General features: G+C 66.8%; 20 protein-coding genes and 1 tRNA gene. 9 read left to right on the forward strand and 12 right to left on the reverse strand.

Annotated features, from left to right (window positions below; genetic code table 11):
- Positions 1–10: 10 nt before the first annotated feature.
- From ACTJI8_RS12980 to ACTJI8_RS12990, 3 genes are read right to left on the reverse strand one after another with little or no spacing between them, the layout of a single operon-like run.
- Complete coding sequence (locus tag ACTJI8_RS12980; protein WP_440733854.1) at positions 11–742, reverse strand: antA/AntB antirepressor family protein; 732 nt, start codon at positions 740–742, stop codon at positions 11–13.
- Positions 739–942, reverse strand: coding sequence for a hypothetical protein (locus tag ACTJI8_RS12985; RefSeq protein ID WP_440733855.1), 204 nt, complete (start codon positions 940–942; stop codon positions 739–741). The genes ACTJI8_RS12980 and ACTJI8_RS12985 overlap by 4 nt, the downstream gene beginning before the upstream one ends.
- The gene (locus ACTJI8_RS12990) at positions 942–1,196 is read right to left on the reverse strand and encodes a hypothetical protein (protein WP_440733856.1); all 255 of its coding nucleotides are present in this window, start codon (positions 1,194–1,196) and stop codon (positions 942–944) included. The genes ACTJI8_RS12985 and ACTJI8_RS12990 overlap by 1 nt, the downstream gene beginning before the upstream one ends.
- A gap of 89 nt (positions 1,197–1,285) precedes the next feature.
- Here ACTJI8_RS12990 and ACTJI8_RS12995 point away from each other — a divergent pair, with 89 nt between their 5' ends.
- Genes ACTJI8_RS12995 through ACTJI8_RS13005 form a run of 3 tightly spaced genes read left to right on the forward strand, consistent with a single transcriptional unit; the run spans position 1,286 to position 3,527 of the window.
- The gene (locus ACTJI8_RS12995; RefSeq protein WP_440733857.1) at positions 1,286–1,618 is read left to right on the forward strand and encodes a helix-turn-helix domain-containing protein; all 333 of its coding nucleotides are present in this window, start codon (positions 1,286–1,288) and stop codon (positions 1,616–1,618) included.
- The gene (locus ACTJI8_RS13000) at positions 1,615–2,076 is read left to right on the forward strand and encodes an ImmA/IrrE family metallo-endopeptidase (RefSeq protein ID WP_440733858.1); all 462 of its coding nucleotides are present in this window, start codon (positions 1,615–1,617) and stop codon (positions 2,074–2,076) included. Before ACTJI8_RS12995 ends, ACTJI8_RS13000 begins: the two co-directional genes overlap by 4 nt.
- Complete coding sequence (locus ACTJI8_RS13005; protein WP_440733859.1) at positions 2,076–3,527, forward strand: recombinase family protein; 1,452 nt, start codon at positions 2,076–2,078, stop codon at positions 3,525–3,527. Before ACTJI8_RS13000 ends, ACTJI8_RS13005 begins: the two co-directional genes overlap by 1 nt.
- Here the strand turns inward: ACTJI8_RS13005 and ACTJI8_RS13010 are convergent.
- From ACTJI8_RS13010 to ACTJI8_RS13020, 3 genes are all read right to left on the reverse strand, one after another.
- Positions 3,456–3,683 (reverse strand): DUF4244 domain-containing protein, encoded by a 228-nt coding sequence (locus tag ACTJI8_RS13010; protein ID WP_440734091.1) that lies wholly within the window; start codon positions 3,681–3,683, stop codon positions 3,456–3,458. The two genes, ACTJI8_RS13005 and ACTJI8_RS13010, sit on opposite strands and share 72 nt — an antisense overlap.
- A 134-nt stretch (positions 3,684–3,817) precedes the next feature.
- Positions 3,818–4,669: a type II secretion system F family protein gene (locus ACTJI8_RS13015; RefSeq protein ID WP_440733860.1), complete on the reverse strand. Its 852-nt coding sequence runs from the start codon at positions 4,667–4,669 to the stop codon at positions 3,818–3,820.
- 101 nt (positions 4,670–4,770) lie between these two features.
- Positions 4,771–5,760, reverse strand: coding sequence for a TadA family conjugal transfer-associated ATPase (locus ACTJI8_RS13020; protein ID WP_440733861.1), 990 nt, complete (start codon positions 5,758–5,760; stop codon positions 4,771–4,773).
- Between the two features lie 495 nt (positions 5,761–6,255).
- On the opposite strand from ACTJI8_RS13020, the gene acs reads away from it, so the two are divergent.
- A complete protein-coding gene (gene acs / locus ACTJI8_RS13025; protein ID WP_440733862.1) occupies positions 6,256–8,220 on the forward strand; it encodes an acetate--CoA ligase in 1,965 nt (654 codons plus the stop codon).
- 72 nt (positions 8,221–8,292) lie between these two features.
- On the opposite strand, the gene ACTJI8_RS13030 is transcribed toward acs, so the two are convergent.
- Together ACTJI8_RS13030 and ACTJI8_RS13035 are read right to left on the reverse strand one after the other, a co-directional pair.
- Complete coding sequence (locus tag ACTJI8_RS13030; protein WP_440733863.1) at positions 8,293–8,751, reverse strand: RidA family protein; 459 nt, start codon at positions 8,749–8,751, stop codon at positions 8,293–8,295.
- Complete coding sequence (locus ACTJI8_RS13035) at positions 8,748–8,972, reverse strand: hypothetical protein (protein WP_440733864.1); 225 nt, start codon at positions 8,970–8,972, stop codon at positions 8,748–8,750. The genes ACTJI8_RS13030 and ACTJI8_RS13035 overlap by 4 nt, the downstream gene beginning before the upstream one ends.
- Before the next feature lie 74 nt (positions 8,973–9,046).
- Here ACTJI8_RS13035 and ACTJI8_RS13040 point away from each other — a divergent pair, with 74 nt between their 5' ends.
- Positions 9,047–11,701, forward strand: a complete 2,655-nt coding sequence (locus tag ACTJI8_RS13040) for a transglycosylase domain-containing protein (RefSeq protein WP_440733865.1) — start codon at positions 9,047–9,049, stop codon at positions 11,699–11,701.
- 2 nt (positions 11,702–11,703) lie between these two features.
- Positions 11,704–12,639, forward strand: a complete 936-nt coding sequence (locus tag ACTJI8_RS13045; RefSeq protein ID WP_440733866.1) for a metallophosphoesterase — start codon at positions 11,704–11,706, stop codon at positions 12,637–12,639.
- 770 nt (positions 12,640–13,409) lie between these two features.
- On the opposite strand, the gene ACTJI8_RS13050 is transcribed toward ACTJI8_RS13045, so the two are convergent.
- Complete coding sequence (locus ACTJI8_RS13050) at positions 13,410–18,068, reverse strand: RHS repeat-associated core domain-containing protein (protein WP_440733867.1); 4,659 nt, start codon at positions 18,066–18,068, stop codon at positions 13,410–13,412.
- A 19-nt stretch (positions 18,069–18,087) separates the two neighbouring features.
- Positions 18,088–20,214, reverse strand: a complete 2,127-nt coding sequence (locus tag ACTJI8_RS13055; RefSeq protein WP_440733868.1) for a hypothetical protein — start codon at positions 20,212–20,214, stop codon at positions 18,088–18,090.
- Positions 20,215–21,308: 1,094 nt separating this feature from the next.
- On the opposite strand from ACTJI8_RS13055, the gene ACTJI8_RS13060 reads away from it, so the two are divergent.
- From ACTJI8_RS13060 to ACTJI8_RS13070, 3 genes are all read left to right on the forward strand, one after another.
- Complete coding sequence (locus ACTJI8_RS13060; RefSeq protein WP_440733869.1) at positions 21,309–21,593, forward strand: hypothetical protein; 285 nt, start codon at positions 21,309–21,311, stop codon at positions 21,591–21,593.
- A 628-nt stretch (positions 21,594–22,221) separates the two neighbouring features.
- Positions 22,222–22,295, forward strand: a tRNA-Pro gene (locus tag ACTJI8_RS13065).
- A gap of 102 nt (positions 22,296–22,397) precedes the next feature.
- Complete coding sequence (locus tag ACTJI8_RS13070; protein ID WP_440733870.1) at positions 22,398–23,180, forward strand: HAD-IIB family hydrolase; 783 nt, start codon at positions 22,398–22,400, stop codon at positions 23,178–23,180.
- Between the two features lie 4 nt (positions 23,181–23,184).
- Here the strand turns inward: ACTJI8_RS13070 and ACTJI8_RS13075 are convergent, their stop codons facing one another.
- Positions 23,185–24,054, reverse strand: coding sequence for an alpha/beta hydrolase (locus tag ACTJI8_RS13075; protein WP_440733871.1), 870 nt, complete (start codon positions 24,052–24,054; stop codon positions 23,185–23,187).
- Entirely contained in the window at positions 24,051–25,334 is a 1,284-nt protein-coding gene (locus tag ACTJI8_RS13080; protein WP_440733872.1) for an alpha-hydroxy acid oxidase, read from the reverse strand. The genes ACTJI8_RS13075 and ACTJI8_RS13080 overlap by 4 nt, the downstream gene beginning before the upstream one ends.

The following is a 25,334-nucleotide window of genomic DNA, read 5'->3' on the forward strand; positions in this document are numbered from 1 at the left end:
CGTGTGGTGGTCAGAGGGTCGAGAGGGCGAGCGCGCCGAGACGCACCCGGAGTCGTTCGAGGCCGCGGATCGTGACGCGGACCTGTGGGGCGTCGAGCACGAGCTCGCCCGTGCGCGGGTGGTGGTGCGACTGCGGCTTCTCCGTCAGGTAGCCGGCGTTCACCGCGGACGCGTACGCGCGCCATCCGCCGTCGTGCGCACGGTGGATCCAGCCGAGGTCGCGGAGCTGCGTGAAGAGACGGTTCTGCCCCGTCTTCACACCGGCGCGGGCCAGGATCCCCGCCGCGTCCTTCACCGCGTAGTCGCCGCGCGCGGAGGCGAGCTCGTCCCACGCCTCCGCGCGCGGCGTGATCACTGCGACGTGCGCTTCAAGCGCCTGGCGCTGCTCGACCTCGGCGGCATACGCGCGCAGAGCCTCCGGGAGGGTCTGCGGCACGGTGATCTCGCGCGCCTGCTTCTCGACCTCGATGAAGTACTGGCGAGCCTGCTTCCCCTTCGGGGTGCGCTGGATCATGGCGAGTTCCTTCGCCATGTCCAGGGTGAGAGCGTGGTCCGTAGCCGGGCGCCCTCCGGTGCTTTCGCTCAGAATTGCGCCGAAGTCCTCGCCCTCGGTGAAGCCGTACGCGAGCATCCGCGGGAACCAGTCCTTATACGGAGTCGCCACGTCCAAGAACGCGTGCAGCTCGCGACCACTGACCGCCTGACGGCCTTCGTGCTCCCGGATCGGGATGAGAGCGCTCATGCTGCTGCTCCGATCGGCTCCGGCTTGCAGAGCCCGGACGCCTCCGCGCGGGCGATCAGCTCCTCCATCGACGGGCCGCCCGGATACCAGATGCGCTCGGCGGCCTGGCGGACGGTGAGGGTGCGGATGATCGCCGCCTCCTCGGCCACGATCTCGGCGACCTCGCGGAGCGCCTGCTCCTTCGACTTGTACGCACCCATCACGCCACCGCGCTCTCGACGCTCCCGAGGGCGGCGGATCGGATCAGCTGGTCGACCGTGATCCCAAGGAAGGCAGCAGCCGCCTCGATCTCGTCGGTATTGAACGGCTTGGTCCCGTTCAGGCGTGAGTAGACGCTGTTCCGGCTGAGCTTGAGGGGCTCACAAAGGGCGACGCCGTCGACGCCCCGGCGCGCGAGTTCAGCACGCATAGCGCCCTGCACTGCTGCAGTGAAGTTGTGGTTGTTGGCTCCCATATTTGGGACTGTACCAACTTTGGTACTGCGGGGCAACCATTTTTGGTACGCACTATCCATGTGTACCGAAAATGGGTATCGTGTCCCACATGGGAGAAATCGGGTCGTTCAGCTGGCGCGTCATCGACGTCATCCAGAAGCTCATCGCCGAGCAGGGCATCACTGATGCCGAAGTAATCTCGCGCTCCGGCATGCCGCGCAACACGTTCTACCGGAAGATGCGCGGCGACACCCCCCTGACCACAGACGACATTGAGCGCCTCGCGAGCGCGCTGGACGTGGATCCGTTCGCGATCATCCACGCCGCGTCAGCTCAGAACATCACTCCGATTCGCCTGAATGTCGCTAGCCCCATCCATGATGAGCGGGCGGTCGCCAAGAGGAAGTCGCGCGACCGCGGAGGGGATGACGGTCAGGGATGAGGGATACGAAGCTGCTGCGGATGTTCGAGTTGATCGACGCGGCCGGATACACCGTCGACTACGTCGCCCTGCCGCCCGATCGCGATGGCGAGACGAACCACGATCGCAAGGTGGTGCGCATCCAGTTCGACCTCAGCTTCCGCACCTACCGCAGCACTGTCGCGCACGAGGCATGCCACGTGGTGTTCGGCGACGAACCCAGCATGTTCGGCCCCGTGAACGCAAAGGCCGAGCGTCGCGCCGACGAGTGGGCCGCGCTGCAGCTGGTCAGCCTCGATGAGTACCGTCACGCCGAGACGCAGCACGACGGGAACGTCGAAGCGATGGCGATCGAGCTGTGCGTAACCACTGATCTCGTGGAAGCGTTCCGGAATGTTCTGATGCGCACCGAGACGTCCGTCTACCTCTCCCCCCGCATGGGCGCGGGGCAATTCACTCACCGCGTCGAGGTCGCCTGATGGCTGCCCGACTGCGCCCCGTCACCGACGCTGCCCCGCGCGCGATCATCTACCTGCGCCAGTCTGTGCACAGGGACGACTCGATCAGCCTCGAGCTGCAGGAGATCGCCTGCCGGGACTACTGCGACCGCATGGGCTACACCGTCACCACGGTCGAGGCCGACCCAGGAATCTCCGGCCGCACCTGGAACCGCCCCGCCGTACAGCGCGTCATGACCGCGATCGACGACCGCGACGCCGACGTCATCGTGCTCTGGAAATGGTCCCGGCTCTCCCGCTCGCGGAAGGACTGGGCGCTCGCTATCGACCGTGCCGACGTCGCCGGCGGGAAGATCGAATCCGCCACCGAACCGATCGACACCGCCACCGCATCCGGACGGTTCGCCCGCGGCGTGATGACCGAGTACGCCGCGTTCCAGTCCGAGCAGATCGGTGAGCAATGGGAAGAGGTCCGCGCACGCCGGCTCCGCCTCGGACTCCCCGTATCCGGACGCCTCCCCTTCGGCTGGGCCTGGGGCACCGGCGACCACAAGGGCACCGTCCGGCCAGTCTCCGACCTCACACCGGTGATCGTCGAGATGTACCGCCGGTACCTCGCCGGCGACGGCGCCGCGGCTATCGCAGCCTGGCTGAACACACAAGGCATCCCCGCGCCGAACGGCGGACGGTGGAGCCGGGTCCGCCCGCTCACCGTCATGGACTCCCCCATTCACGCAGGCCGCATCCCCTACCGCGGCGAGACCGTCGAAGGACAGCACGACGCGATCATCGACTCGGCCACATGGACCGCCTACCAGGCCGAGCGCGCACGCCGTCGCGACGCGCAGGAGAAGCCCCGCGAGTACCACCACCTGCTCTCCGGGGTCATGCTCTGCGGATGCGGCGCCCGAATGCACGGTAAGGGCTCCGTGACCGCCGGGAAGCTCTACCGCGGGTACATGTGCTCCGAGACCCTGAACGGCCACCCTCAGCGCGCGTACGTGTCCGCGCTCACCGTGGAGCCACTCGCCACAACCTGGTTCCTGGCCCTCGACCCGGCGACCGTAGCACCCCCCGAGGACGCCGCCCGAGCCGCCCGATCAGCCGCCCTCCTCCGCGAGCAGAACGCGCTCGAATCCGAGCTCGTCACCCTCACCCGGCAGCACACGCGGAACATCATCCCGGAGATCGCCTATGTGCGCGCCACCGCAGAGATCGGAAACGAGATCGACCGGCTCGAAGCCGAACGGCGTTCGCTCGCGCCCAAGCGCACAATCACCCCGGAAGAGATCGCTACGCTGCAGCGCACCTGGCCGATGATGACCATCGAGGCCCAGAATCGCACTGTGCGACGCGTCATCGACCATGTGAAGATCGACGAAAGCGGCCAGCACTTCACCCTACGCACGGTCTGGGGCGAGGACCATCCCCTTCGCGGATCCGCGACATGGCGGGGCAAGCGCCGCAGCTGACCGGTTTGTCTGTGGTGATCGCATGATGACGACGAGCAAGCCGGCGAAGGCGACCGCCGCCATCGTCGCGATGGCGTACTCCGCCGTGGCGGCGCCGGTCTCGTCGCCGAAAAGCAGGGCCGCCCGCCGCCGGGTGAGCGGCGGCAGGGCGACGATGGGCGACGCCGACGAGGCCGCGTCGGAATGCCGGATCGACGACGACGTCACGTCGACCCTGGGATGGATCTGGTTCATGGTGTTCCTTCTCTCTTCTCTTGCGGATGACGGCACCAGGTCGGGAGCCGTCGGGCTCAGTTGAACGGCAGCGGGGTCGTCGACAGCACGCTCAGGATCAGGGGCGCGACGCCCAGCAGCATGAACGCCGGCAGCGTGCAGGCCCCGAGTGGGAGCAGCAGGCGCGAGCTCAGCCGCGCGGCGCCCGTGCGACCGGCGGTGCGGGCATCCCGCCTCGCGCGATCCGCCTCGGCCCGCAGCAGTTCCACCGCCGGCACTCCGGCAGCCCCGGACAGACGCAGCACGCGCTCGATCGCCTCCTCGGCAGTCGCAGGGTCATCGTCCGCCGTGCTCTCCTGCTCCACGAGCGAACGGGCGCGCGGGATCGCGGTTCCGCCCGTGAGCGCGACCACGAGCAGCTCCGCGCGGATCCCCGGGACCCCCGGTTGCGGGGCGGCCCGCCGCACCAGGGCTCTGGTCCATGCGCGCGCGGCCCACAGCAGCCCCAACCCGGATGCCAGGCATGCCCATCCGGCCGGCTGCGTGAGCAGCACCGTCACGGTGTCGAAGCCGAGGGCGGTGCCGAGTAGCAGGCCGACCAGCGGCAGCCACAGCATGAGCCGGGCCGTGCCGGCAGGTTCCGCGAGCGCAACCGAGATCTCGGCCCTGATGTCACCGGCACCCTCGAGTGCCGCGGCGATCGCGCGCAGCACCTCCCCCAGCGGTGCGCCCACGGTCGCGGCGATCCCCCACGCCGCCGCGACCGTGCGCCACACCCCGCCCCGGATGCGGATCGCATCGACCAGCGCACGTCCGTGCTCCACATCGGCGAGCACGTCGACGGCGTCGGCCGAGCCGCTCTCCGCCAGGTGCCGCCAGGCTGTCAGCGGCGCCGCGCCCGCCTGCAGCAGCACGGCCAGTGTGCGCACGACCTCCGCGACCTCGGCCTCGCTGCGTTCGCCTCCACCTCGCAGACGCCGATGCCCCGACCGAACACGCCCGCCAGCTCCGGGCCACCGCTTCACGCGCCTCACCACGGCTGCACCTCCTCGATGCCCAGGTGCTCGCCCTCCAGCCGCAGCACGCCCACCTGCGCGAGCCGGCGCACCCCGCCCGTGGCGCGCACCAGATGCAGCACGTAGGCGAACGCGCTCACGGCCTGACGTGCGAGCGCGGGCGGATCCATCCCCGCCAGTGCGCCGAGCGCTTCCAGCCGAGCGGGAACGTCGGCGAGTCCACTCGCGTGCAGGGTGCCCGCGCCGCCGTCGTGGCCCGTGTTGAGCGCGGTCAGCAGATCTCGGATCTCCTCCCCGCGGCACTCCCCCACGATCAGCCGGTCCGGCCGCATCCGCAGGGACTCGCGCACGAGGCGGGCCACGCCGATCGCGCCGACGCCCTCCAGGTTCGGCTGCCGGGCCTCGAGCGACACATGGTGCGCATGCCGGGGCCGCAGTTCGGCGACGTCCTCGATCGTGACGATCCGCTCCTGCGGCGGCACGTGCGCGAGCAGGGCCGCAAGCATCGTGGTCTTCCCCGTGCCGGTGCCTCCCGTGATCAGCACGTTCTTCCGCTCGCGCACCGTCCGCTCGAGCCAGGCCCGCTGCGCCGCGTCGACAGCGCCGAGCCGGCCCAGGTCGTCGAGATCCGCCGCGCGCACCCGCGGGATCCGCACCGAGACCGCGGTTCCGCTGGTCGACACCGGCGCGAGCACGGCATGCACGCGGACGCCCGAGGCGAGCCGCACGTCCACGCAGGGCGCCTGATCGTCGAGGTGCCGGCCGCCGAGCGCCACCAGCCGCACGGCGAGCTCGCGCACCTCGCGCTCCGACGCGGTCCATCCGGGCACCAGCTCGGCGCCGGCGCCGCGATCGAGGAAGAGACCGCCGGCACCGTTCAGGAACAGATCCGTCACCTGCGGATCTGCGGCGTGCACGGCCAGCTCGCCGAATGCCGGATCCAGGTCCAGCCGCTCGGCGGCGGCAGCGGATCCGCGTGGGACGATCACGAAGGGCGAGGCCATGTCCCGACGCTAGGGATCCATGTCCCAGCGCAGGACGGGGTTCGCGCAACCCGTGCACAACGCGCTGTCCGGCCGGCCTGTGCGGAGAGAGCAGCCGCCGGTGGAGGTGGCGTACGCGGCCGGCACCTCCACAGGAGAAGTGCCGTTCCGCAGGACGGATCCGATCGGATCCTCCTCCGGAGACGCGATCGTCCTGCAGAAGTGCGACGCGGAGGCCGTGGCGCACGCCGCGGGGAGAAGAGAGGTGGGCGGCATCCCACGGGGGGAATGGGATGCCGCCCGACTGCGGCCGGCGGTGGGGGGAACCGTCGGAGCCGCAGGAAGCCGGATTCGATTGATCGGCCGTCGGACAGTGTACGTCTGAAAAGGAACTGTACAAAACGGATCCGAGTACCGACTTCCGTCGGTAGTGAGAGACTCTGGGCACGGCTAGATTCGCCGATGTCCCGGCTCACGCCGCGATGCCCCCCCGCCGCAAAGGAGCGCCCTCTCATCATGAGCAGCCAGATCGATCACGTCTTCGACGAGACCCGCGTCTTCCCGCCCTCCCCCGAGTTCGCCGCGGCGGCCGTCGCGCAGCCGGAGATCTACACCGAGGCGGCCACCGATCGCGAGGCGTTCTGGGCGAAGCAGGCCCGCGAGCTGCACTGGCACACGCCGTTCACCGAGGTGCTGGACTGGTCCGCGCCTCCTTTCGCGAAGTGGTTCGCGGACGGCGAGCTCAACGTCGCATACAACTGCCTCGACCGGCACGTCGAGGCCGGTAACGGCGACCGCGTCGCCCTGCTCTGGGAGGGCGAGCCCGGCGATGAGCGCCGGATCACCTATGCCGAGCTGACCGACGAGGTCAAGCGCCTGGCGAACGTGCTCGAAGGGCTCGGCGTCGGCCACGGCGACCGCGTCGCCATCTACCTGCCGATGATCCCCGAGGCCGTGGCCTCGATGCTCGCCGTCGCGCGCATCGGCGCGATCCACTCCGTCGTCTTCGGCGGCTTCAGCGCCGACAGCCTGCGCTCGCGCATCGACGACGCGGGCGCGAAGCTCGTGATCACCGCCGACGGCGGCTACCGCAAGGGCAAGGCGTCCGCGCTCAAGCCGACGGTCGACCAGGCGCTCGCCGACCGGGGCGACGGCGAGCAGAACACCGTCGAGCACGTGCTCGTGGTGAAGCGCTGCGGGAACGAGATCGACTGGGCCGACGAGCGCGACCTCTGGTACCACGACGTGGTGGGCGCAGCCTCGAACGCGCACGACGCGCAGGCGTTCCCCGCCGAGAACCCGCTGTTCATCCTCTACACCTCCGGTACCACCGGGAAGCCCAAGGGCATCCTGCACACCTCCGGCGGCTACCTCACGCAGGCGTCGTACACGCACCGCGTCGTCTTCGACCTGAAGCCGGAGACCGACGTCTACTGGTGCACCGCCGACATCGGCTGGGTCACCGGACACTCGTACGTGGCGTACGGACCGCTCGCCAACGGCGCCACGCAGGTCATGTACGAGGGCACGCCCGAGACCCCGCAGCAGGGACGCTGGTGGGACATCATCCAGAAGTACGGCGTCACCACCCTCTACACGGCTCCCACCGCGATCCGCTCGTTCATGAAGCTGGGCCGCGAGATCCCCAACCAGTACGATCTGACCTCCCTGCGCCTGCTCGGATCCGTCGGTGAACCGATCAACCCCGAAGCCTGGATCTGGTACCGCGACGTCATCGGCGGCAGCCGCACGCCGATCGTGGACACCTGGTGGCAGACCGAGACCGGCGCGATCATGGTCTCCCCGCTCCCCGGCATCACGGCGACCAAGCCGGGCTCGGCGCAGGTGGCGGTGCCCGGCATCTCGATCGACGTGGTCGACGACGACGGCGCCACGGTGGGCATCGGCGGCGGCGGGCTGCTGGCGATCACCGAGCCGTGGCCGAGCATGCTGCGCGGCATCTGGGGCGACCCGGAGCGGTTCAAGGAGACGTATTGGGAGAAGTTCGAGAAGCAGGGCTACTACTTCGCGGGTGACGGCGCGCGCTTCGACGACGACGGCGACCTGTGGCTGCTCGGCCGCGTCGACGACGTGATGAACGTGTCCGGCCACCGCCTCTCCACCGCCGAGATCGAGTCCGCCCTCGTGGCACATGAGGCGACCGCCGAGGCCGCCGTGGTCGGCGCCTCCGATGAGACCACGGGTCAGGCGGTCGTCGCGTTCGTCATCATCAAGGAGAGCTACCTCAAGGCGCACTCCCCCGAGGGCCTCGCGCAGCTGCTGCGCGGCTGGGTCGGCGAGCAGATCGGCCCGATCGCCCGTCCGCGTGACGTCTACATCGTCGGAGAGCTGCCCAAGACCCGCTCCGGCAAGATCATGCGCCGCCTGCTGCGCGATGTGGCGGAGGGCCGCGAGGTCGGCGACACGACCACCCTCGCCGACACGATGGTGATGTCGACCATCTCGGCACAAGTGAAGTAGCGGATCCGGTCCCCACGACAGCAGAAGGGGCCGCTCTCCGAACGGAGAGCGGCCCCTTCTGTCGTGAAGGACTCAGGCGAGGGTGAAGACGACCTCGACCTCGACCGGGCTGTCCAGTGGCAGCACCGACACACCGACCGCGGCACGGACGTGCTTGCCGGCGTCGCCGAAGACCTCACCCAGCACCTCGCTCGCGCCGTTGATCACGCCGGGCTGGCCCGAGAACGACGGGTCCGAGGCGACGAAACCGCCCACGCGCAGCACTCCGCCGAGGCGGTCCACGCCGCCGGCCGCATCGGCGGCCGCAGCGATCGCGTTCAGCGCGCACACGCGGGCGAGCCCCTTGGCGTCATCCGCCGGGACCTCCGCGCCGACCTTGCCCGTCGTGGGGAGGGAACCCGCCACGAACGGCAGCTGGCCGGAGGTGTGGACGAGCCCGGCATGCACTCGGGCGGGCACGTAGGCGGCCACGGGGGCGGCGACGGACGGGAGCTCGATGCCGAGCTCGGCGAGGCGGGCGCTGATGGTCATGCAGATTCTCCTTCGAACTGGCGCGCGGCCTCCGCGGCCGCGGAAAGGCCGGTGTTGGCAGTGCTGTCGCCGCCGACCGGGCGCTTGAGGTATGCGACGAGCCCGCCCTCGGGCCCGGTGACGACCTGCACCAGCTCCCAGCCCTGCTTGCCCCAGTTGTTCAGGATGGCGGCGGTGTTGTGGATCAGCAGCGGTGTGGTGAGGTATTCCCACGTGGTCATGGCTCTCCCGGAGGGACGGACGCGCTCGGGCGCGTCAAAGTTTGCGTTCAGGGAACTCCCCTACGATCAAGCGTATGCCTCAGACCAAACGCACGCTCACCGGTGTGCTCAGCGGCCTGGCCGGCCTTGTCGGTCTCAGCGTCGTCGCCGGTGTGCTCGTCACGGCCACTGTCACTCCGGTGTTCGCCGTCACCGGAGCTGCCGCCGCTCAGTCGATCGACATGTTCGAAGGCCTGCCGTCCAATCTGAAGGTCGATCGTCCGATGCAGCCGACGACGATCTACTCCAAGGACGCCGCCGGCAACGATCAGGTCATGGCGCGCTTCTACGACCAGAACCGCGTTCCGGTGACCTACAACCAGGTCGCTCCAGTGCTGTACGACGCGCTGCTGGCCAGCGAGGACAAGAACTTCTACTCGCATGGCGGCATCGACATCGCCGGCACGATCAAGGCCGTCGTCGGCAACGTGAGCGGATCCGCCACCAACGGCGGGTCGTCCATCAGCCAGCAGTACGTGAAGAACGTGCTGCTGCAGGAGTGCGAGAAGGGTGTTCCCCTCTCCGACGAGAAGCGCGACGACAAGCTCCAGCAGTGCTGGCTCGACGCGGCCTCCGCGGTCGGCTCCAAGGGCATCGCACGCAAGCTCCAGGAGATCCGCTACGCGACGGCGATCGAGAAGCAGTACTCGAAGAACGACATCCTCATCGGATACCTGAACCTGGTGAACTTCGGCGGCACCGTCTATGGCATCGAGGCTGCGGCACAGCGCTACTTCAGCGTCTCCGCCTCGCAGTTGAACGCCGTGCAGGCCGCGACGCTGGTCGGCATGGTGCAGAACCCGAACGCGTTCCGCATCGACCTGCCGGGCGGCACGTACGACTGCGACAAGGACGGCAAGAACTGCAAGAACTCACAAGCGGACGGCTACCACGACACCATGGTGCGCCGGAATTACGTGCTCAGCCGCATGGAGGTGCTCGGGAAGATCACCAAGGCGGAGTTCGACGCGGACAAGGCGCAGCCGATCACCCCGGCCATCAAGACCCCGACTTCGGGCTGCGGCGATGCCGGCGGCAACGCCTTTTTCTGCCAGTACGTGATCTCGACGCTGAGGAACGACACCTCACTCGACTCCGTGCTCGGCCCGGTGAAGGACCGTGCTGACAAGCTGTACCGTGGCGGGCTGAACGTCTACACGACGTTGTCGGCGCCGATGCAGGGCGCGGCCCTGCAGGCGATGGCTGACAACGCCACTCCCACGATCGAGGGCATGGACTTCGGTGCTTCCGCGGTGACGATCGAGCCGAAAACGGGCAAGATTCTGTCTCTCGCGCAGAACACGGGCTTCACCGAAGAGCAGTCGGATACGGCGACCACCGGACTCACGAGCCTGGTGTATGCAGCCGATCAGGCGCACGGCGGAGGCGTGGGATTCTCGGTCGGATCAACTTACAAGATCTTCACCCTGATCGACTGGCTGGAGAAGGGGCATTCCCTGCGCGAGTCTGTGGATGGCAACCTCAAGTGGATGAACTTCAAATGCGGCGACCAGACGATGCGAGCGGACGCCGGGGAGATCAAGAACTTCCAGAATCAGCGTGGCTACACGGGAACCCCTCTGGACTTCACCAGACAGTCCCTGAATAGCGGGTTCCTGGGCATGGCGTCCAAGCTCGACATCTGCGACATCAACGACGTTGCCGCTCGGATGGGCGTTCATCTGGGCACGGAGTACAAGGGCAAGATGGTACCGGTGAACAACCGGGAGAACATCGTCGACGATCAGGGGAACGTCCTCGCACTCGCACCCGCGCCGTTCGATGTCCTCGGGTCGAAGAACATCGCCCCCCTCGATATGGCCTCCGTCTATGCCACGATCGCCAACAACGGCACGCGCTGCGATCCGCATGCGATTGACAAGATCACCGGTCCCGACGGTGTCGACCTCCCGCTGCCGCCAACCACCTGCACCGAGGTCGTGAAGCCCGACATCGCAGCGGCCACCGCCTACGCTCTGCAGGGCGTCATGAACTCGGGCGGTACCGGATCGCAGGCGAACCCCGGTGACGGCACCCCGCTGATCGGCAAGACGGGTACCCACAACAACGCTCAGACGATGCTCATGGCCTCTTCCACAGGTTCTACCACGGGGGTGTGGGTCGGTCAGGCGAACGGCGATGTCGTCGACATCAACGACTTCTACACCAAGGACACCAACGTCCCGAACATCCGCTATTACCTAAGCCGTCAGATCCTGAGCACCGCGGACGAGCTCTTCCCCGGCGGAGCCTTCCCGGATCCGCAGCAGAGCGCGCTCAAGCAGTCGTACACGAACCTGCCGAGCGTGGTCGGGATGACCGTCGACCAGGCGACGCAGACGCTCCAGGGCGCCGGATTCTCCGTCTCCGTCGGCGCCGCCGTGCAGAGCAACCTGCCGACGGATCAAGTCGCCCAGCAGGATCCGGGTTCCGGTCAGGTCGTCACGGGCAGCACGATCACGATCTCGCCGAGCAATGGCCAGGGCGCCACGGTGCCGAACGTGGTCGGCATGACAATGGGCGACGCGGCCAACGCGCTGAAGGCCGCTGGCTTCCAGGCGGCGAAGGGCACCTGCACCCCGGGTAACGGCGACGATTCCGGCACCGTCTCCGCGACGAACCCCGCCGCGGGGACAGCGGCTCCGAAGGGCTCCTCCGTGACGCTCAACTACGTGAAGAAGAACTGCTGAGGATGACGTCCTCTCGCACCACCCGTTCGGCCCTCATCGCACTCGGTGCGGTGGGGGCCGCCGGTGTCGCGGCCGCCACCTGGGGCATCGGCATCGAGCGCTACCTCTTCACGCTGCGACACGCGACGGCGCGATCGCTGCCTGCGGGATCCCGTCCGCTGCGGATCCTGCACGTGTCCGACGCACACATGGCGCCCTGGCAGCACCGCAAGCAGCGCTGGCTCGCGGCGCTGGCGGAACTGCGTCCCGACCTCGTCGTGAACACCGGCGACAACCTCGGTCATGAGCGCGGACTCGAAGGCGTCCGCGCGGCGTTCGCCCCGTTCGCCGGAACGCCGGGCGTCTTCGTGCACGGCTCGAACGACGTCCACGCGCCGTCGCCGCGCAACCCCTTCCGCTATTTCATGGGTCCTTCGGCGCGCTCCATCACGGCTCCGAAGCTCGACACTGCGGCCCTGGACCGGTTCTTCACCGACGACCTCGGCTGGGTCGATCTGGACAACACCGCCGCCACACTTCAGATCGCGGATTCCCGCGTGGACCTGTTCGGCGTCGACGACGCGCACCGCGACTGGGACGAGCTCGATGCACTGCCTGCCGCGATCGACGGGCTGGGTCTCCGTTCTGCCGAGGTGCCCGTGCTGGGCGTTACCCATGCCCCGTATCAGCGCGTGCTGAACGCATTCACCGATCTCGGCGCCGACGCGATCCTCGGCGGCCACACGCATGGCGGCCAGGTGTGCATCCCCGGTTTCGGCGCGATCGTGGCCAACTGCGACATTCCGCTGAAGCAGGCGAAGGGGCTCAGCACCTGGACGCACGCCGGACGCACGGTGCCGCTGAACGTGAGCGCCGGCTGCGGGCACTCGATCTACGCGCCGATCCGCTTCGCCTGCCGCCCCGAGGCGACGCTGCTGACGCTGCTACCCCGGGGCTGACCGGGCAAGCGGTACCCATCTGGCAGAAAGACGGGTCTATGCGCGTGAGAAGCTCCCCGTCGTACTGAATGTTGCAGTAAGAGCGTCGCTCAGGGCGCTGATGCAGCGCTCGCTGATGGAACCGTTCAAGCCGTGCGTGCGGCGAGTTGGGCTCGACTACTTGCCTCCGCCAGCTTGCAGGTGAAGTCCATCGAACCATCTATCGAAACTCTTGACCCCTCGCAGAGCCGTCGGGGGCACCACGATTACGCGACGATGAACGTAGCTAAGTTTCAGCCCCATGCTCGTTCCCATGATGCAGGCAGAGTAGTCGCAGCCAGCACCATCACGAACGGCTCTCAACCTCAGCTGTACGCCGGCGCGCGATTCCATGGCCTGAACGCGGAGAGCGCGAGCACAGCGCGCCGCATAAGGCTCCCCCGGCGAGAATCAGGGCCTCTCCACCCGATGCAGTCGTCCGTTTCATCGGTCGAATCGGTAGCCGGCGGCTTCAAAGGCATCGTAAATCTTCTGCATCCCGGTGATGGAATTGATGATCGCCGAGCCGGCTGGCCAACGAATTCGAATGTATCCCAGACCTCTTTCCAGGCTTACGACCTGTGATCGCGCAATACGAGTGCGTAGGCCAAACACGTACAACTCTAGATGGCTGTAGGAGATTGTGATACCGCGAGGGAACGGCCAGCCCGCCTTTGTGGGGATTGGAAAATCCGCTTTTGTCACGCCGATTGAATAGGGGTGAAATTCATATTTTGACTCACTCATTTGCGTTAGAACTCACATCCCCGCATATACGCGGATTTTCGACGGACGTCAGGAGAATAGGACTCCCCATATCCATCGTGTCCCATGGACTCGAAGGCCGGATCCGACTGGCCGCAGCCGGCGTACCAGGGGGACGGCGCAAACACGCAGGTCCCTGTCACCCCGCTGCCGCCGACAATGCCAAGGTCTGCACCACCAGATACGTCCAACTCCATCGAATTATAGGGACCACCACACGGCCCAGACATCGTGAGTCCCAAGCCGATGCCGTAGGCCGCAGAGCCCCCTCCCACGCAGGTTCGTCCTGAGATGTCGGATGCATCAGAAGCCGTACCGCCTGCGATGCCGGCAAAAACTCCACCATCCAACATGCCCCCTCCTCCCGCTATCCCCGATGCGGTCGCAGAGACGAAGAAGCCAGACCCTGACGAGAGGCCGACGCATGCTTCGGCGGAGACCATGCCGCCGACGAAGAACGCGGCGGCGCCACTCACGCCGATACATAGGGCGCCCCACAAGAGCCCGAGTGAATCAGTGTCGTTGAGGGGATTGTTGTTCGTGTACCCGTATGGAGAGAGTGTTTTGGCGACGAGTGGGTCGATGGTGAGGAAGAGTGCGGTGGTGGGGTCGTAGTAGCGGTGGATGAGGTAGAGGAATCCGGTTTCGGCGTCGGTGAAGGCTCCGGCGAATTGGAAGGGTGTTGTGGCGCCGGTGTGAGCGGTGACCGCACCCCAAGCACTAAAAGCGTAGGTTCCGGTGACGGTTCCGCTGGCGTTGGTGAGTTCAGCCGTGGAACCGTGGGTGTCGGTGAAGTAGTATGCGGGGGTTGCGCCGGCTGTGTTGGTTTGTTCAATGACGGCGCCAGTCGGTCCGTAGACGTAGCAGCTGCTAGCGTCTGTGAGGAGTTGTGGAACTTTTCCGCGGGCGTCCCAAGTGTAGTTGGCGGTAGTCCCACCGCTGGATTTGCTAGTGCGGAGTCCGTCCCCGTTGTAGGCGTAACTGGCGGTGACGGCTCCGGAGACGGACGTGAGTTCGCCCGCGGCGTTGTATTCGTAAGTGGTTGCAGCACCCGTGGCCGGCGTCTTTCCCGTGCGGTTGCCGTTGGCGTCGTATCCGTATTTGGTGGCTCCGGTGGCGGGTGTCCCGCAGGTGGGGCTGGTGACGGTGGTGGTTGTTGTCCAGCAGACCTGCCCTGCGGGGTCGAAGACCTGGGTGGTGGTTCCGAGGGTGGTGGGGTTGCCGGTGTTGTCGTAGCCGTAGCTGGTGGTGGTCGATCCGACGGTTGATCCGGTGAGGTACTGGTTGGTGTTGTACCCGTAGGTGGTGGCCGCGCCGGGTGCTCCGCTGGTCGGGGTGGTGCCGGTGAGGCTGCCGGTGTTGTCGCGGGCGTAGGTGATGGTGCCGAGTCCTGTGGTGCCCTTGGTGAGTGTGCTGGAGGTGGGCTGGTCGGCGTCGTTGTAGGCGATGGTCGCGGTGGTGCCGTTGGCGTATCCGGTGGTGGTGGGGGCGCCGTCGGCGTTGTATCCGAAGGTGGTGGTGCCGTTCGTGTCGGTGATGCTGGCGAGCTGCTCGAGGGTGTTGAACGCGCGGGTGACGTGTGGGCCGCCGCCGGGGTATCCGATGCTGGTGGTGTTGCCGATGGCGTCGTACCCGAAGGTCGTGGTCGCGCCGGCTCCGTTGGTGGTTGCGGTGGTTTCGCCGAAGACGTCGTGGCTGTATGTGCTGGTTCCGGTGCCGTCGGTCATGCTGGTGCGGCGGCCGCCGCGGTCGTACGTGTAGGTGACGGCGTGGGTGCTGGTGCCGCTGTAGCTGATGCCGGTGAGTTGTCCGGCGTTGTCCCAGGTCTGGGTGGCGACGGAGGTGTCGGGCATGGTGGTGGTCTTGAGCCGGCCCATGCTGTCGTACGTGTAGGTGGTGGTCTTGTTGTCCGGGTTGGTCGAGGTGAGCACCCGGGCTTGCGCGTCGTAGGTGTACGAGGTCGCGTGGCTTGCAGCATCGGTGGTCTTCTGGACGGTGCCGTCACCGTTGTACGTCGTGCTGGTCGACTCGTTGGCAGGCTTTTGGACCTTAGTCGGTCGGTCCGCATTGTCGTACGTGGTGGTCGTGGTGTGGTTGTTGCCGTCGGTGGCGGTGAGTTGGTTCCCGTCCGCGTCGAAGCTGGCTTTGGTCGTGTGCCCGAGGGGGTCGGTGGTGACGGTGGCATGCCCGTACGCGTCGTGCTGGTAGGTGGTGCAGCCCTTCGCGGGCGGGGTGCAGGTCGTGGCGATTCCTGCTGCGACGCCGGTGGGTGTGACGGTACTGGTGCGCCACCCGTGTCCAGTGTCGTACCCAAACAAGGTGACGTTGGAAGCCGCATCCGTCTGGGTGGTGAGGTCACCGAACGTGTCGTACGCGTAGGTGGTGGTGTGCTGGTTCGCGTTCGTCGTGCTCGTCGCCTCACCGGGGTGCGCAGCGTCTCCGTATGAGGTGCTGGTGGCGCGCGCGTAGGAGGGGTTGAGAGTGTCGTTCGCCGACTCGGCCGGCTGGGTGCCGGTGAAGACGGTCACGCTGGTGGGCTTCTCGGCGGCGTTGTAGACGGTTGCGGTCTGCAGCCCCGTCGGGTCGACGGTCTTTGTGACGTTGCCGGCAGCGTCGTACTGGTACGACGTGGTGCGTCCGAGGCCGTCGCTGGAGGAGATCTTGCGGCCGTGGTCGTCGTACGCGTAGGTGAGTGTGGTGCCGTCGGGGTTGGTCTGCACGGCGACGCCGAGCGTGATCGGGTCGTACGCGTACGACCAGGTCGAGGCGCCGGTGGCCCCCCATCCCTTGGTCATCGAGGTGAGCAGCCCATTCTGATAGGTATAGAGGTTCTTGTGCCCGACGGGGTCCGTGACCAATGTCTGGCCGGCGGTGATCCCCGCGGTCGAGTCGGGCCCGTAGGTGAACTTCGTGACGTTCCCCATCGGGTCGGTCTGCGTGAGCACCCGGTCGGACGAGTCGTACGTCATCCCCGTCACGGGCGTCGGCGTCGACGTCTTCCCGTAGTTCGCCGGAGTGCGCTCCGAGGTCATCAGATGCTTGCTGTTGTACTGGTACTGGGTGTGATCCTGATCCCCGTTGACCCCGCCCGTGCGGGTGGTCCCGGGCCCGTACACGTCGGTCAGATCACCGGCGGCGCTGTAGGCGTAGTCGACTTCCTGCCCGGCTGCGGTGGTCACCTTGGTGACATGAGTACCGGTCCACGTGAACGTGTACACGCGCCCACCGGGATCCGTGACCGTGTGCAGGTTCCCGGAGGCGTCGTACCCGAGAGTGGTCGCGTACGACGGTGTGGCCGCACGGCCTGCGGGGTCGCTGATCGCGGTCAGACGGCCGGTGGCGGTGTCGAAAGTGAACTGGTCGGTCGCATGCCGGGTGAAGAGATACGAGGTGCCGGACTTCACGAGTGTCGCGTCATAGCGGGGTGCGGCCGGGGTGTAGGTACTGCCACTGGCCTTGAAGGTGACCGGGGATCCGTCCTCCTGTCGGATGGTGACGGATCCGTCCGCGTTGGTGGTGGACTTGAGCCCGTATCCGTAGGTCCATCCGTATCCGAATGGTCCGTTCACCACATTGACGGACCCGATCGGCCCGCTCGCGTCGGCAAGGATCGCGCTGTAGTCACGGGTGACGTGCAGCGCCTCGCCGAGCCCGGGAGTTGCGAGGTCGGTCGCCGTCTCGCCGAAGTACCCGGTCGCGGTGTCGACGGGGTCGCCTTCGGTGCGGCGCACGCATCCGCAGTTCACCCAGGCCGGGTTCGACCCCTTCGGCGCATCCTGAATCCCGGGAGGGCCTCCGATCGGCTGCCCGGGCGTTCCGCCCTCGGGAACGAACGCGACCGCGTCATACGCGACGTCGTACGCCTCGGCGGGCATGTCGGACGCGTTCGTGAGCTGGACGTTGCCGCCGTTCTGCATCGCGAAGGTGCCGATCGTGACCCACTGCTCAGACTCCCAGTCCTGGTTCACCCGGATCTTCCACGGCGACGCGCTCCCGCCCGGGTTGATCGTGTACACGACATCGGTCGCGGTCGCACCCGACGCGGGAATGTGGATCTTCACCTTGTAGTACTGCAGGCTCGGCAGATTAGGCGTCCACGTGCCCGTGTTGATCAGGCTCGACGACGAAGACGGCTCCGTGTGTGTGAAGAAGATGTGTCCACCCAGCCCCGATCCGAGCTGGTGCGTATCAATGTTCCCGACAGGGTCACCGGAACTGTTCGTACCCGGCGAGTAGCTGAAACTTCCGCTGTTCGACCAGTTCATCCCCTGACAGCCCTGCAGATTCTGCGAAGGGGTCGACAGATCATCGACAATCAGCGCGCCTGAGGGGAGGACGGATGTGTCCTGGTTGCAGGTCGGCGGGTATTTGTCGGTGTAGGTCGGCTCGGTCGATCCCGCGGAGTCTTCGTAGTTGGCGGTCGCGCACGTCGTTGCGCAATTGGTCACCCAGGTGGCCGGCTGGTGCCACCAGCACTCGGAATCCGCGAGCGTGCAATACCCAGAGGTCACGTTGGTCGGATCGCAATGGTTGCCGGTGGTGCTGCAGAACGTGTTCACTCCCGGGATCTGCAGCCAGCTGCTCCCACCGTGGTAGTCGGGGGTGTCGTAGGCGACGTACCCGTAACGGATGATCGGAGACGCCATCCACCCCATGATGCGCTCTTCATACGGCCAGCTCGAAGGATGCGCCGCGTCCGCGTACGTACTCTTCAGATACGGCGCACGATTCGGGTCGTAGTCCGGGTTGCGGGGGTTGTTCGACCAGCCCAGCCCCCACGTCCCATCCGGGCCCGTACACGTCGGGCCCGGGGGTGCACCCGCTCGTGTTCCCGAAGGCCGCGGTCGGCTGGATGCCCGTGTTGTACGCCCAGGTCGCGAGGAACCAGTTCTCCAGATACTTCGGATCGCCGCCGTTCGCCGTGATTCCGGCCGCGTACAGCTGGTTCCACGTCTGCTCGAGGATGTTCAACCCGGCAGCGATGTTCTCCTGATAGTCGACCGCGACCTTCATCTGCCCGTGCGGGGAGATCGACGTGTCCGTCGCGGCCATCCCTGTCGTCACCTGCGCGACCCCGTACCCGCAGTCCGCGGCCGGGTAGTTGATGGTGTCGATCGCGTCACCCGCACCGTAGTAGTCCGCGATCAGCGGGTCACCGGCGATGCCGGGCAGTGCGTGCCAGGACGCCTGGTTGAAGTTCGACTCCTGAGCGTCAATCGCGACCATCACCGAACGCGGCACCGTGGACCACGTGTCCGATGATGGGTGGCTCAACGCGATCGGCGGGAAATCGTCGCTGGGGGCATAGGAGACGAGTCCCATGTTCGCGAAGTTCGCCGGGCGCGCGTACCCGTTCGCCGCCGTCAGTAGACCCTGTTCCGCCATCTGTGTTGCCCAGTCCACCTGCGCGTTCCCCGGCTGCATGGCCTGCAACGTCGGCTGCAATCGCGCCACCGAACACTTCGGCGTCGTCGCCCCCGAAGACAACGCGGGGATCGCGTGCACGTTGGACGCCAACTGCAGCGACGGGCCCGTCGGCCCCACGTTCGTGAACACCGCAGGTTTCGCCTCAGTCGGTGCAGGCTGCGCCGCGTCTTCCGGCTTCTTTACGTGCGGAACTTCAGGACCCGCCTTTCGAGCAGGGCTAGAACCACCCGCAGAGTCCGTGCTCTTCAGCGTGGTCTGGTGAGCTTGCTTGGTCGCCTGCATCTCCACCAAAGGCAGACCTACCGCCTGAGACGCATCAGCCTGAGTCGCTGGCGCCCCCGCAGCGCCCGGCGCCACCGCTGTGTCAGCGCCGAAAACCCCGCCGCCATCCAACGCCGCATTCGCCGCCCCGACCGGGAGCTGACTAGCATCCAGCGCCGTCAGCCCGTCCTTGACCTCATCGGCGCCGGCCACAAGGTTGTGGCCACCCGCACCCTGAAACAGCCGGGTCGCACCGAGCTTGCCCGCGCCGATCCCCGAGACCTTCGCATCCTTCAAATGCGCGATCTTCACCGACCCGTCCCCGGGATCCATCAGAAAGTCGGCACCGCCGTCCGTCGCCGCACGCAGATCAAACGCCGCCGCACCCGCATCCGCAATCGTGTGCGTCGTCGTCGGATTGTCCGTGGAACCCCCCTCAGGGAGCTCCACCAGCGACGAACCCGACGCGCCGACCACGCGATCACCCAACGGCACGACGCTCGTCACCTGCCCGGCAACGATCGACTGCGATGTCTGCTTCCCGGACGACAAGTCATACGCCGTCGCCACCGTCTCGGTCTCGTTCGTGCCGGGGTTGCTGGTGAACACCGCCGACCCGCTCAACCCGCATCCCGGAGAGTGATACTTCAGCCCGACACCGCTCCCCAGAGCCTTCACCGCACCGGACTCGAGGTTCACGGAGTACGCGAACGCGCCGTGATCCCTCGCGTCATTCCGGTTGATCAGATCCCCCGGCAGCACCGCGACCGCAGCGAACTTCCCATCCCCGGTCACGCACTGGTACCCGTACCAAGAGCCCGGATCCAGGTTCGCCGGACGCAGCACCGCAACGTCATGCCACACATACCCGTCAGCACTCGAAGCGATCCGAACGTGATACCCCGCAGCGTCACCCGCCCCATCAACCGCAACGTCCGATCCTGGCGACGACGACGCGACACCCGCCCGAAGAACCGAGCTGCCGACATCGGGACTCGACGCGACCAAGCCAGCAATAGACGAGCCGACCTGCACTGGACCAGCCGTCACCGCCAACAGCGCAGCAAGCGTCGTCGACAGAACCCCCCTGAAAAGCATGCGCACCCCGGTCGTCAAAGGGTGCGATATCCGCAACCTTCAGCTGAACTCACAGAACGCCGAGAAACGCATGGACGACACTTATGCGTCGACTGACAGATCCTTATGCGACAGCCGAGTCCCCGTTACCGCAGGCCCAGAAACCTCCGGCGATTGCCTCCGACTGGATCATCCCGTCTTGTGGGACCCCCAAAGAATTTGCTTGACAAGGCTGAAACTGTCTGGATAGCGTCCGTGCTGGGCAAAAAAAGAGGAGCACTCGGGCGCTTTCTGCAGTTATTTCAACAATGCATGCCCAATAATCCGGAGGAATTGGAGTCGGCAAGTGGCCGCTATCTCACGCAGAATTATTCTTCAGCTTGCGGCAGTCGGATCGACTACCGCATTATTCACACCACACGCGTCTGCTGCTTCAGGCGCCTCCACCCGCACCGGACTCCCGTCAGTGGAAACTTCCCCGGGTGCAATCGATGCGTATTTGTCGAAGACTCGTCTCTCCGGTTTTGGAACTCTGTCTGACATCCAGGACGAGTACCGGAGCGCCATCCCCATCTTCCCCCTCGTTCTCCCGGACAACTGGTCGTTCCCCGAGGACCCAGGGCTAAGTACGCCAAACCCTAACGCACGGTGGGAGCGCGGCAGCGGGGTAGCAACCGCGTACATGATCTGGCAATGCGCTTTCGCAAACAAGGCGCATGAGGGGAATTCGCGGGGAGATAAGGCCGTAGTGGACCATCACCTGGACATTCTCGAAGCCGCCTACGCGACGGACGTGCGCAAGGCGGTCATCATCGATGACTCCAACGTGTTCATCGATGGCACTAGGCAGTCTGGGTCAGCTTCTGGATCCCGAAGCCCGCTGCAGTCGGCGCGCGGCGGCGATTTCACTCCAATGTTCGCCTTCTTGGGGATTAGGTAGCCACTCAGATTACGCGACTAGTGGTCGCGTAATCACCAAAGCGCGACTCACTGCGCCCAAATTAAGAATAGACAGATGGAGATCCAGCGTGGCGTACCAATACTATGATGTTTTTGCTTACCAGTCCTCCCGAGACGACAGGTACTGGGGCACATACCGAGTGTACTCACACACAGTTCAGATGAAACTGAACGATGTCTCTCCGGACTACGGGCGAACGTTCGTCAATCCGGCAAAAGTGACCATCGCGCTCGTCGACAGTTCCGGCGCGCAATACGGATCAAGCGTCACATTCTATAAAGACTGGAATGTCCCCTGCGACTGGCAAACCGTAACCTGGCTCGACGGTCAGGGCATGAACCTGAGACTCCATATCACAACAGACTTCCTGATCAATTACGACTGCGACGGGTGCTTTCCGGATGTCGGAAACGCCAATATCGAAATCCTGATCCAGTGCGTGTGACGTTCACGACTATGGATCGAACCAGGATTCACGCGCGACCGATTCTGGCCGCCGTGGGAGCCGCTCTTACGCTCGTGGGAATAACGGGTTGCGCAGTGGGAACCACCCAGGCTGACGCAACGCCCTCTACGCACCCGTCCGTGATGGCCACATCCCCGAACGCCATTCCGACAGCCTCCGCAACCGACAGAGCAACCTGCGAGACGTACTCGGACATGCTGACGATCTTGCGGAACACTGACGACTCGTTCCACCGCGGCGCAATCGTCCCTCAGGAACGCACCGGCTGGTACGAGCTCGCCTTTCGCGTCATAGGGCGAGCACCGTCGGCCGGCGGAGGAGCTGTCGCCGAAGCGTTGGCGAAGCTGAAACCACTCCGCCCGCCGATGGATACAGCCTCATCGACACCAGATGCCACGAGTAGCGCGTGGAACACAGCCTCACAAGCACTGGCCGATGCCTGCAAAGCCGAAGGGCTTCCACACTCGTCCCAAGCGTTCGTCGGAGGCTGACCCCGACGAACGCGGCCAGTCGATCGTCACCACGGCATCCGTGCGATTCCGCCACGCGCGAGTTCCGGCTCGATTCGCTCCTGGCGCGCTCGCCGTATAGACTTGAACGGTTGCCACGGGGTGTGGCGCAGCTTGGTAGCGCGCTTCGTTCGGGACGAAGAGGCCGCAGGTTCAAATCCTGTCACCCCGACACAATCGATGAGGGACCGATCCATTGGATCGGTCCCTCACTCGTTCCAGGCACAGGGCCCCCGGGCTCCCTCTCATATGCATCCTCTACGCTGGAACTGCTATGACGACGCCCCGCCTGGTCGCCTTCGACCTCGATGACACCCTCGCACCCTCCAAGAGCGCGATCGATCCCCGCATCGCCGACCTTCTCCTCGCCCTGGCGCAGCGGGTCGAGGTGGCGATCATCTCCGGCGGCAACGAGGAGCAGTTCCGCACCCAGGTCGTCTCCCGGCTCGGCGCCGACGCCCGGCTCCTGCAGCGCATCCACCTGCTGCCCACCTGCGGCACCCGCTACCTTCGTCACGACGGATCCGACTTCACCCTCGTCTACGCCCGCGACCTCAGCGACCAGCAGAAGACCGCCGCTCTCGCCGCCCTCGAAGAAGAGGCGCACCGCCTCGGACTCTGGGAGAGCGAGACCTGGGGCCCCATCCTCGAAGACCGCGGCTCGCAGATCACCTTCTCCGCCCTCGGTCAGAAGGCCCCCCACGACGCGAAGAAGGCCTGGGACCCCGACGGATCGCGGCGCGCCGCCCTCCGCGACGCCGTCGCCCCCCGCGTGCCCGACCTCGAGGTCCGCTCCGGCGGATCCACGTCGATCGACATCACGCGGGCCGGCATCGACAAGGCCTACGGAATGACCGAGCTCGCCGAACGAACCGGCATCCCCTTCACAGACATGCTCTTCTACGGCGACCGCCTCGACGAGGGCGGCAACGACTACCCCGTCAAGGCCCTCGGTGTGCCTTGCGTCGCCGTGGAGGGCTGGGAGGACACTGCGGACCACCTCGACGCCCTGCTGCCCGTGCTGGACGCCGATCCCGTCGCCCGACAGGCGCTCTGACGCCTCAGTCGACGTCTCGCGCGAGCGCGCGGATCCGCGCGGCATAGCGCTCGATCGAGGCCGTCGCCGCGGCCTCTTCGGGGCGGTTGAGATAGCCGTGGGTCGTGCCGGGTTCGGTCGTGACCTCGACCGGAACCCCCGCGGCCTCGAGCGTGCGGGCGAAGAGCTCCGCCGACACGCGGAGCTCGTCGACCTCGGCGTTGATCATGATCACGGGCGGGTAGCCCGCCACCTCGGCGATGCTCGCGAGGCCGGGGGCCGCCGACGGCGTCGCCTGGCTCACCGGGCCCCCGAGGTAGTTCTCGTACATCGTGCGTACGGAGTCCGGACCGAACACGTCGGCGTCGGGATCCGCGTCCAGCGCAGCACGTAACGCCTGATCCGGCGCAGGCTGCACCGCCAGGAGCGTCGGATACGCCAGCACGGCCAGGGCCGGCATCGCGGTACCGGCCCACCCGGACAGCCGCAGCGTGGCGGAGGCCGCGAGGTTGCCGCCGGCGCTGGTGCCGCCGAGCGCCCACGGTCCGCCGGCGACCCCGGACTCCACCGCCCAGGCGAAGGCCGCCACGACATCGTCCACGGGCACCGGGTGGTGCGCGCCGCTCAGCCCGGCACACGCGACCCCACCGAGACGCGGCGGCGCCAGCCGGTAGTCCACGGAGACGACCGCGATGCGGCGCTCCGCGAAGGAGCGTGAGACCCAGTCCGCCTCCGGCATGTCCAGGTCGCCCCCGGAGAAGCCGCCACCGTGCAGCCAGACCAGCCCTGGCCCCGCGGGCGCGGACGGGTGATACACCCGCACCGGGATCGCTCCATGCGGACCGTCGATGCGCCGGTCCTCGACGTCGACCCGGCCCGAGGCATCGGAGGTCATCGCGTCGCGGCCTCGGCGGCGCTCGACGCCACCGGCACCATGCGGGTGAGCTGGGTGACGTGACGCGGTTCCAGTTCGGCCAGCGATGAGACCCCGAGCAGGCGCATCGTGCGTTCGATCTCGGTGCGCAGGATCGCGATCGTGCGGTCCACTCCGCGGCGTCCGCCGGCCATGAGGCCGTACAGGTAGGCGCGCCCGATGAGCGTGAAGTCCGCGCCCAGGGCGACCGCGGCGACGATGTCGGCGCCGTTCATGATGCCGGTGTCGACCATGACCGTGAAGTCCTCGCCCACGGCCTTGCGCACATGCGGCAGCAGGTGGAACGGGATCGGCGCCCGGTCGAGCTGACGGCCGCCGTGATTGGACAGCACCACGCCGTCCACGCCGTGGGTGTCCTTCAGCCGCACCGCGTCCTCGACCGTCTGCACGCCCTTCACGATGAGCTTGCCGGGCCAGATGCCGCGGATCACCTCGAGGTCGTCATAACTGATCGTGGGATCCATCGCCGCGTCGAGCAGCTCTCCGACGGTGCCCCCTGTCGTCGACAGCGACGCGAACTCGAGCTTGGGGGTGGTCAGGAAGTCGATCCACCACCACGGCCGCGGGATCGCGTTGATGATGGTTCCGAGGGTGAGCTGCGGGGGGATCGAGAACCCGTTGCGCTTGTCCCGCAGGCGCGCGCCCGCGACCGGCGTGTCGACCGTGAACATCAGCGTGTCGAACCCGGCCTCGGCGGCGCGGCGAGTGAGGCCGTAGGAGATCTCGCGGTCGCGCATCACGTACAGCTGGAACCAGTTCCTCGCCGGAACCGGTCCCTGAGCCTGTCGAAGGGTGGTCTTCCTGACGTCCTCGATCGAAGTGGTACCGAGCGTGGACAGCGTGAAGGGGATCCCGGCGGCCGCCGCGGCGCCCGCTCCGGCGACCTCGCCCTCCGTCTGCATGAGGCGGGTGAATCCTGTCGGCGCGATCCCGAAGGGCAGCGCGCTCGGAGCGCCCAGGATCGTGGTGGAGGTGTCCAGCTCGGGGGCCGGGGCGAGGATCCCCGGGTGGAACTCCACGTCCTCGAAGGCCTGCCGGGCGCGAGCCAGCGACAGCTCGCCCTCGGCCGCACCGTCGGTGTAGTCGAAGGCCGCCTTGGGCGTGCGACGCTTCGCGATCGTGCGCAGATCCGAGATCGTCAGCGCCCCCTCGAGGCGGCGCTTCGTGCCGTCGAGTTCGGGCTTCTTGAAACTCATCAACTCGAAGATCTCGGCGGGGTTGGGGAGCTGGCGCTGCACCAT

Origin of the sequence: Microbacterium sp. 22303 (assembly GCF_052045265.1) — a bacterium.
In the GTDB taxonomy this organism is placed as follows: domain Bacteria; phylum Actinomycetota; class Actinomycetes; order Actinomycetales; family Microbacteriaceae; genus Microbacterium.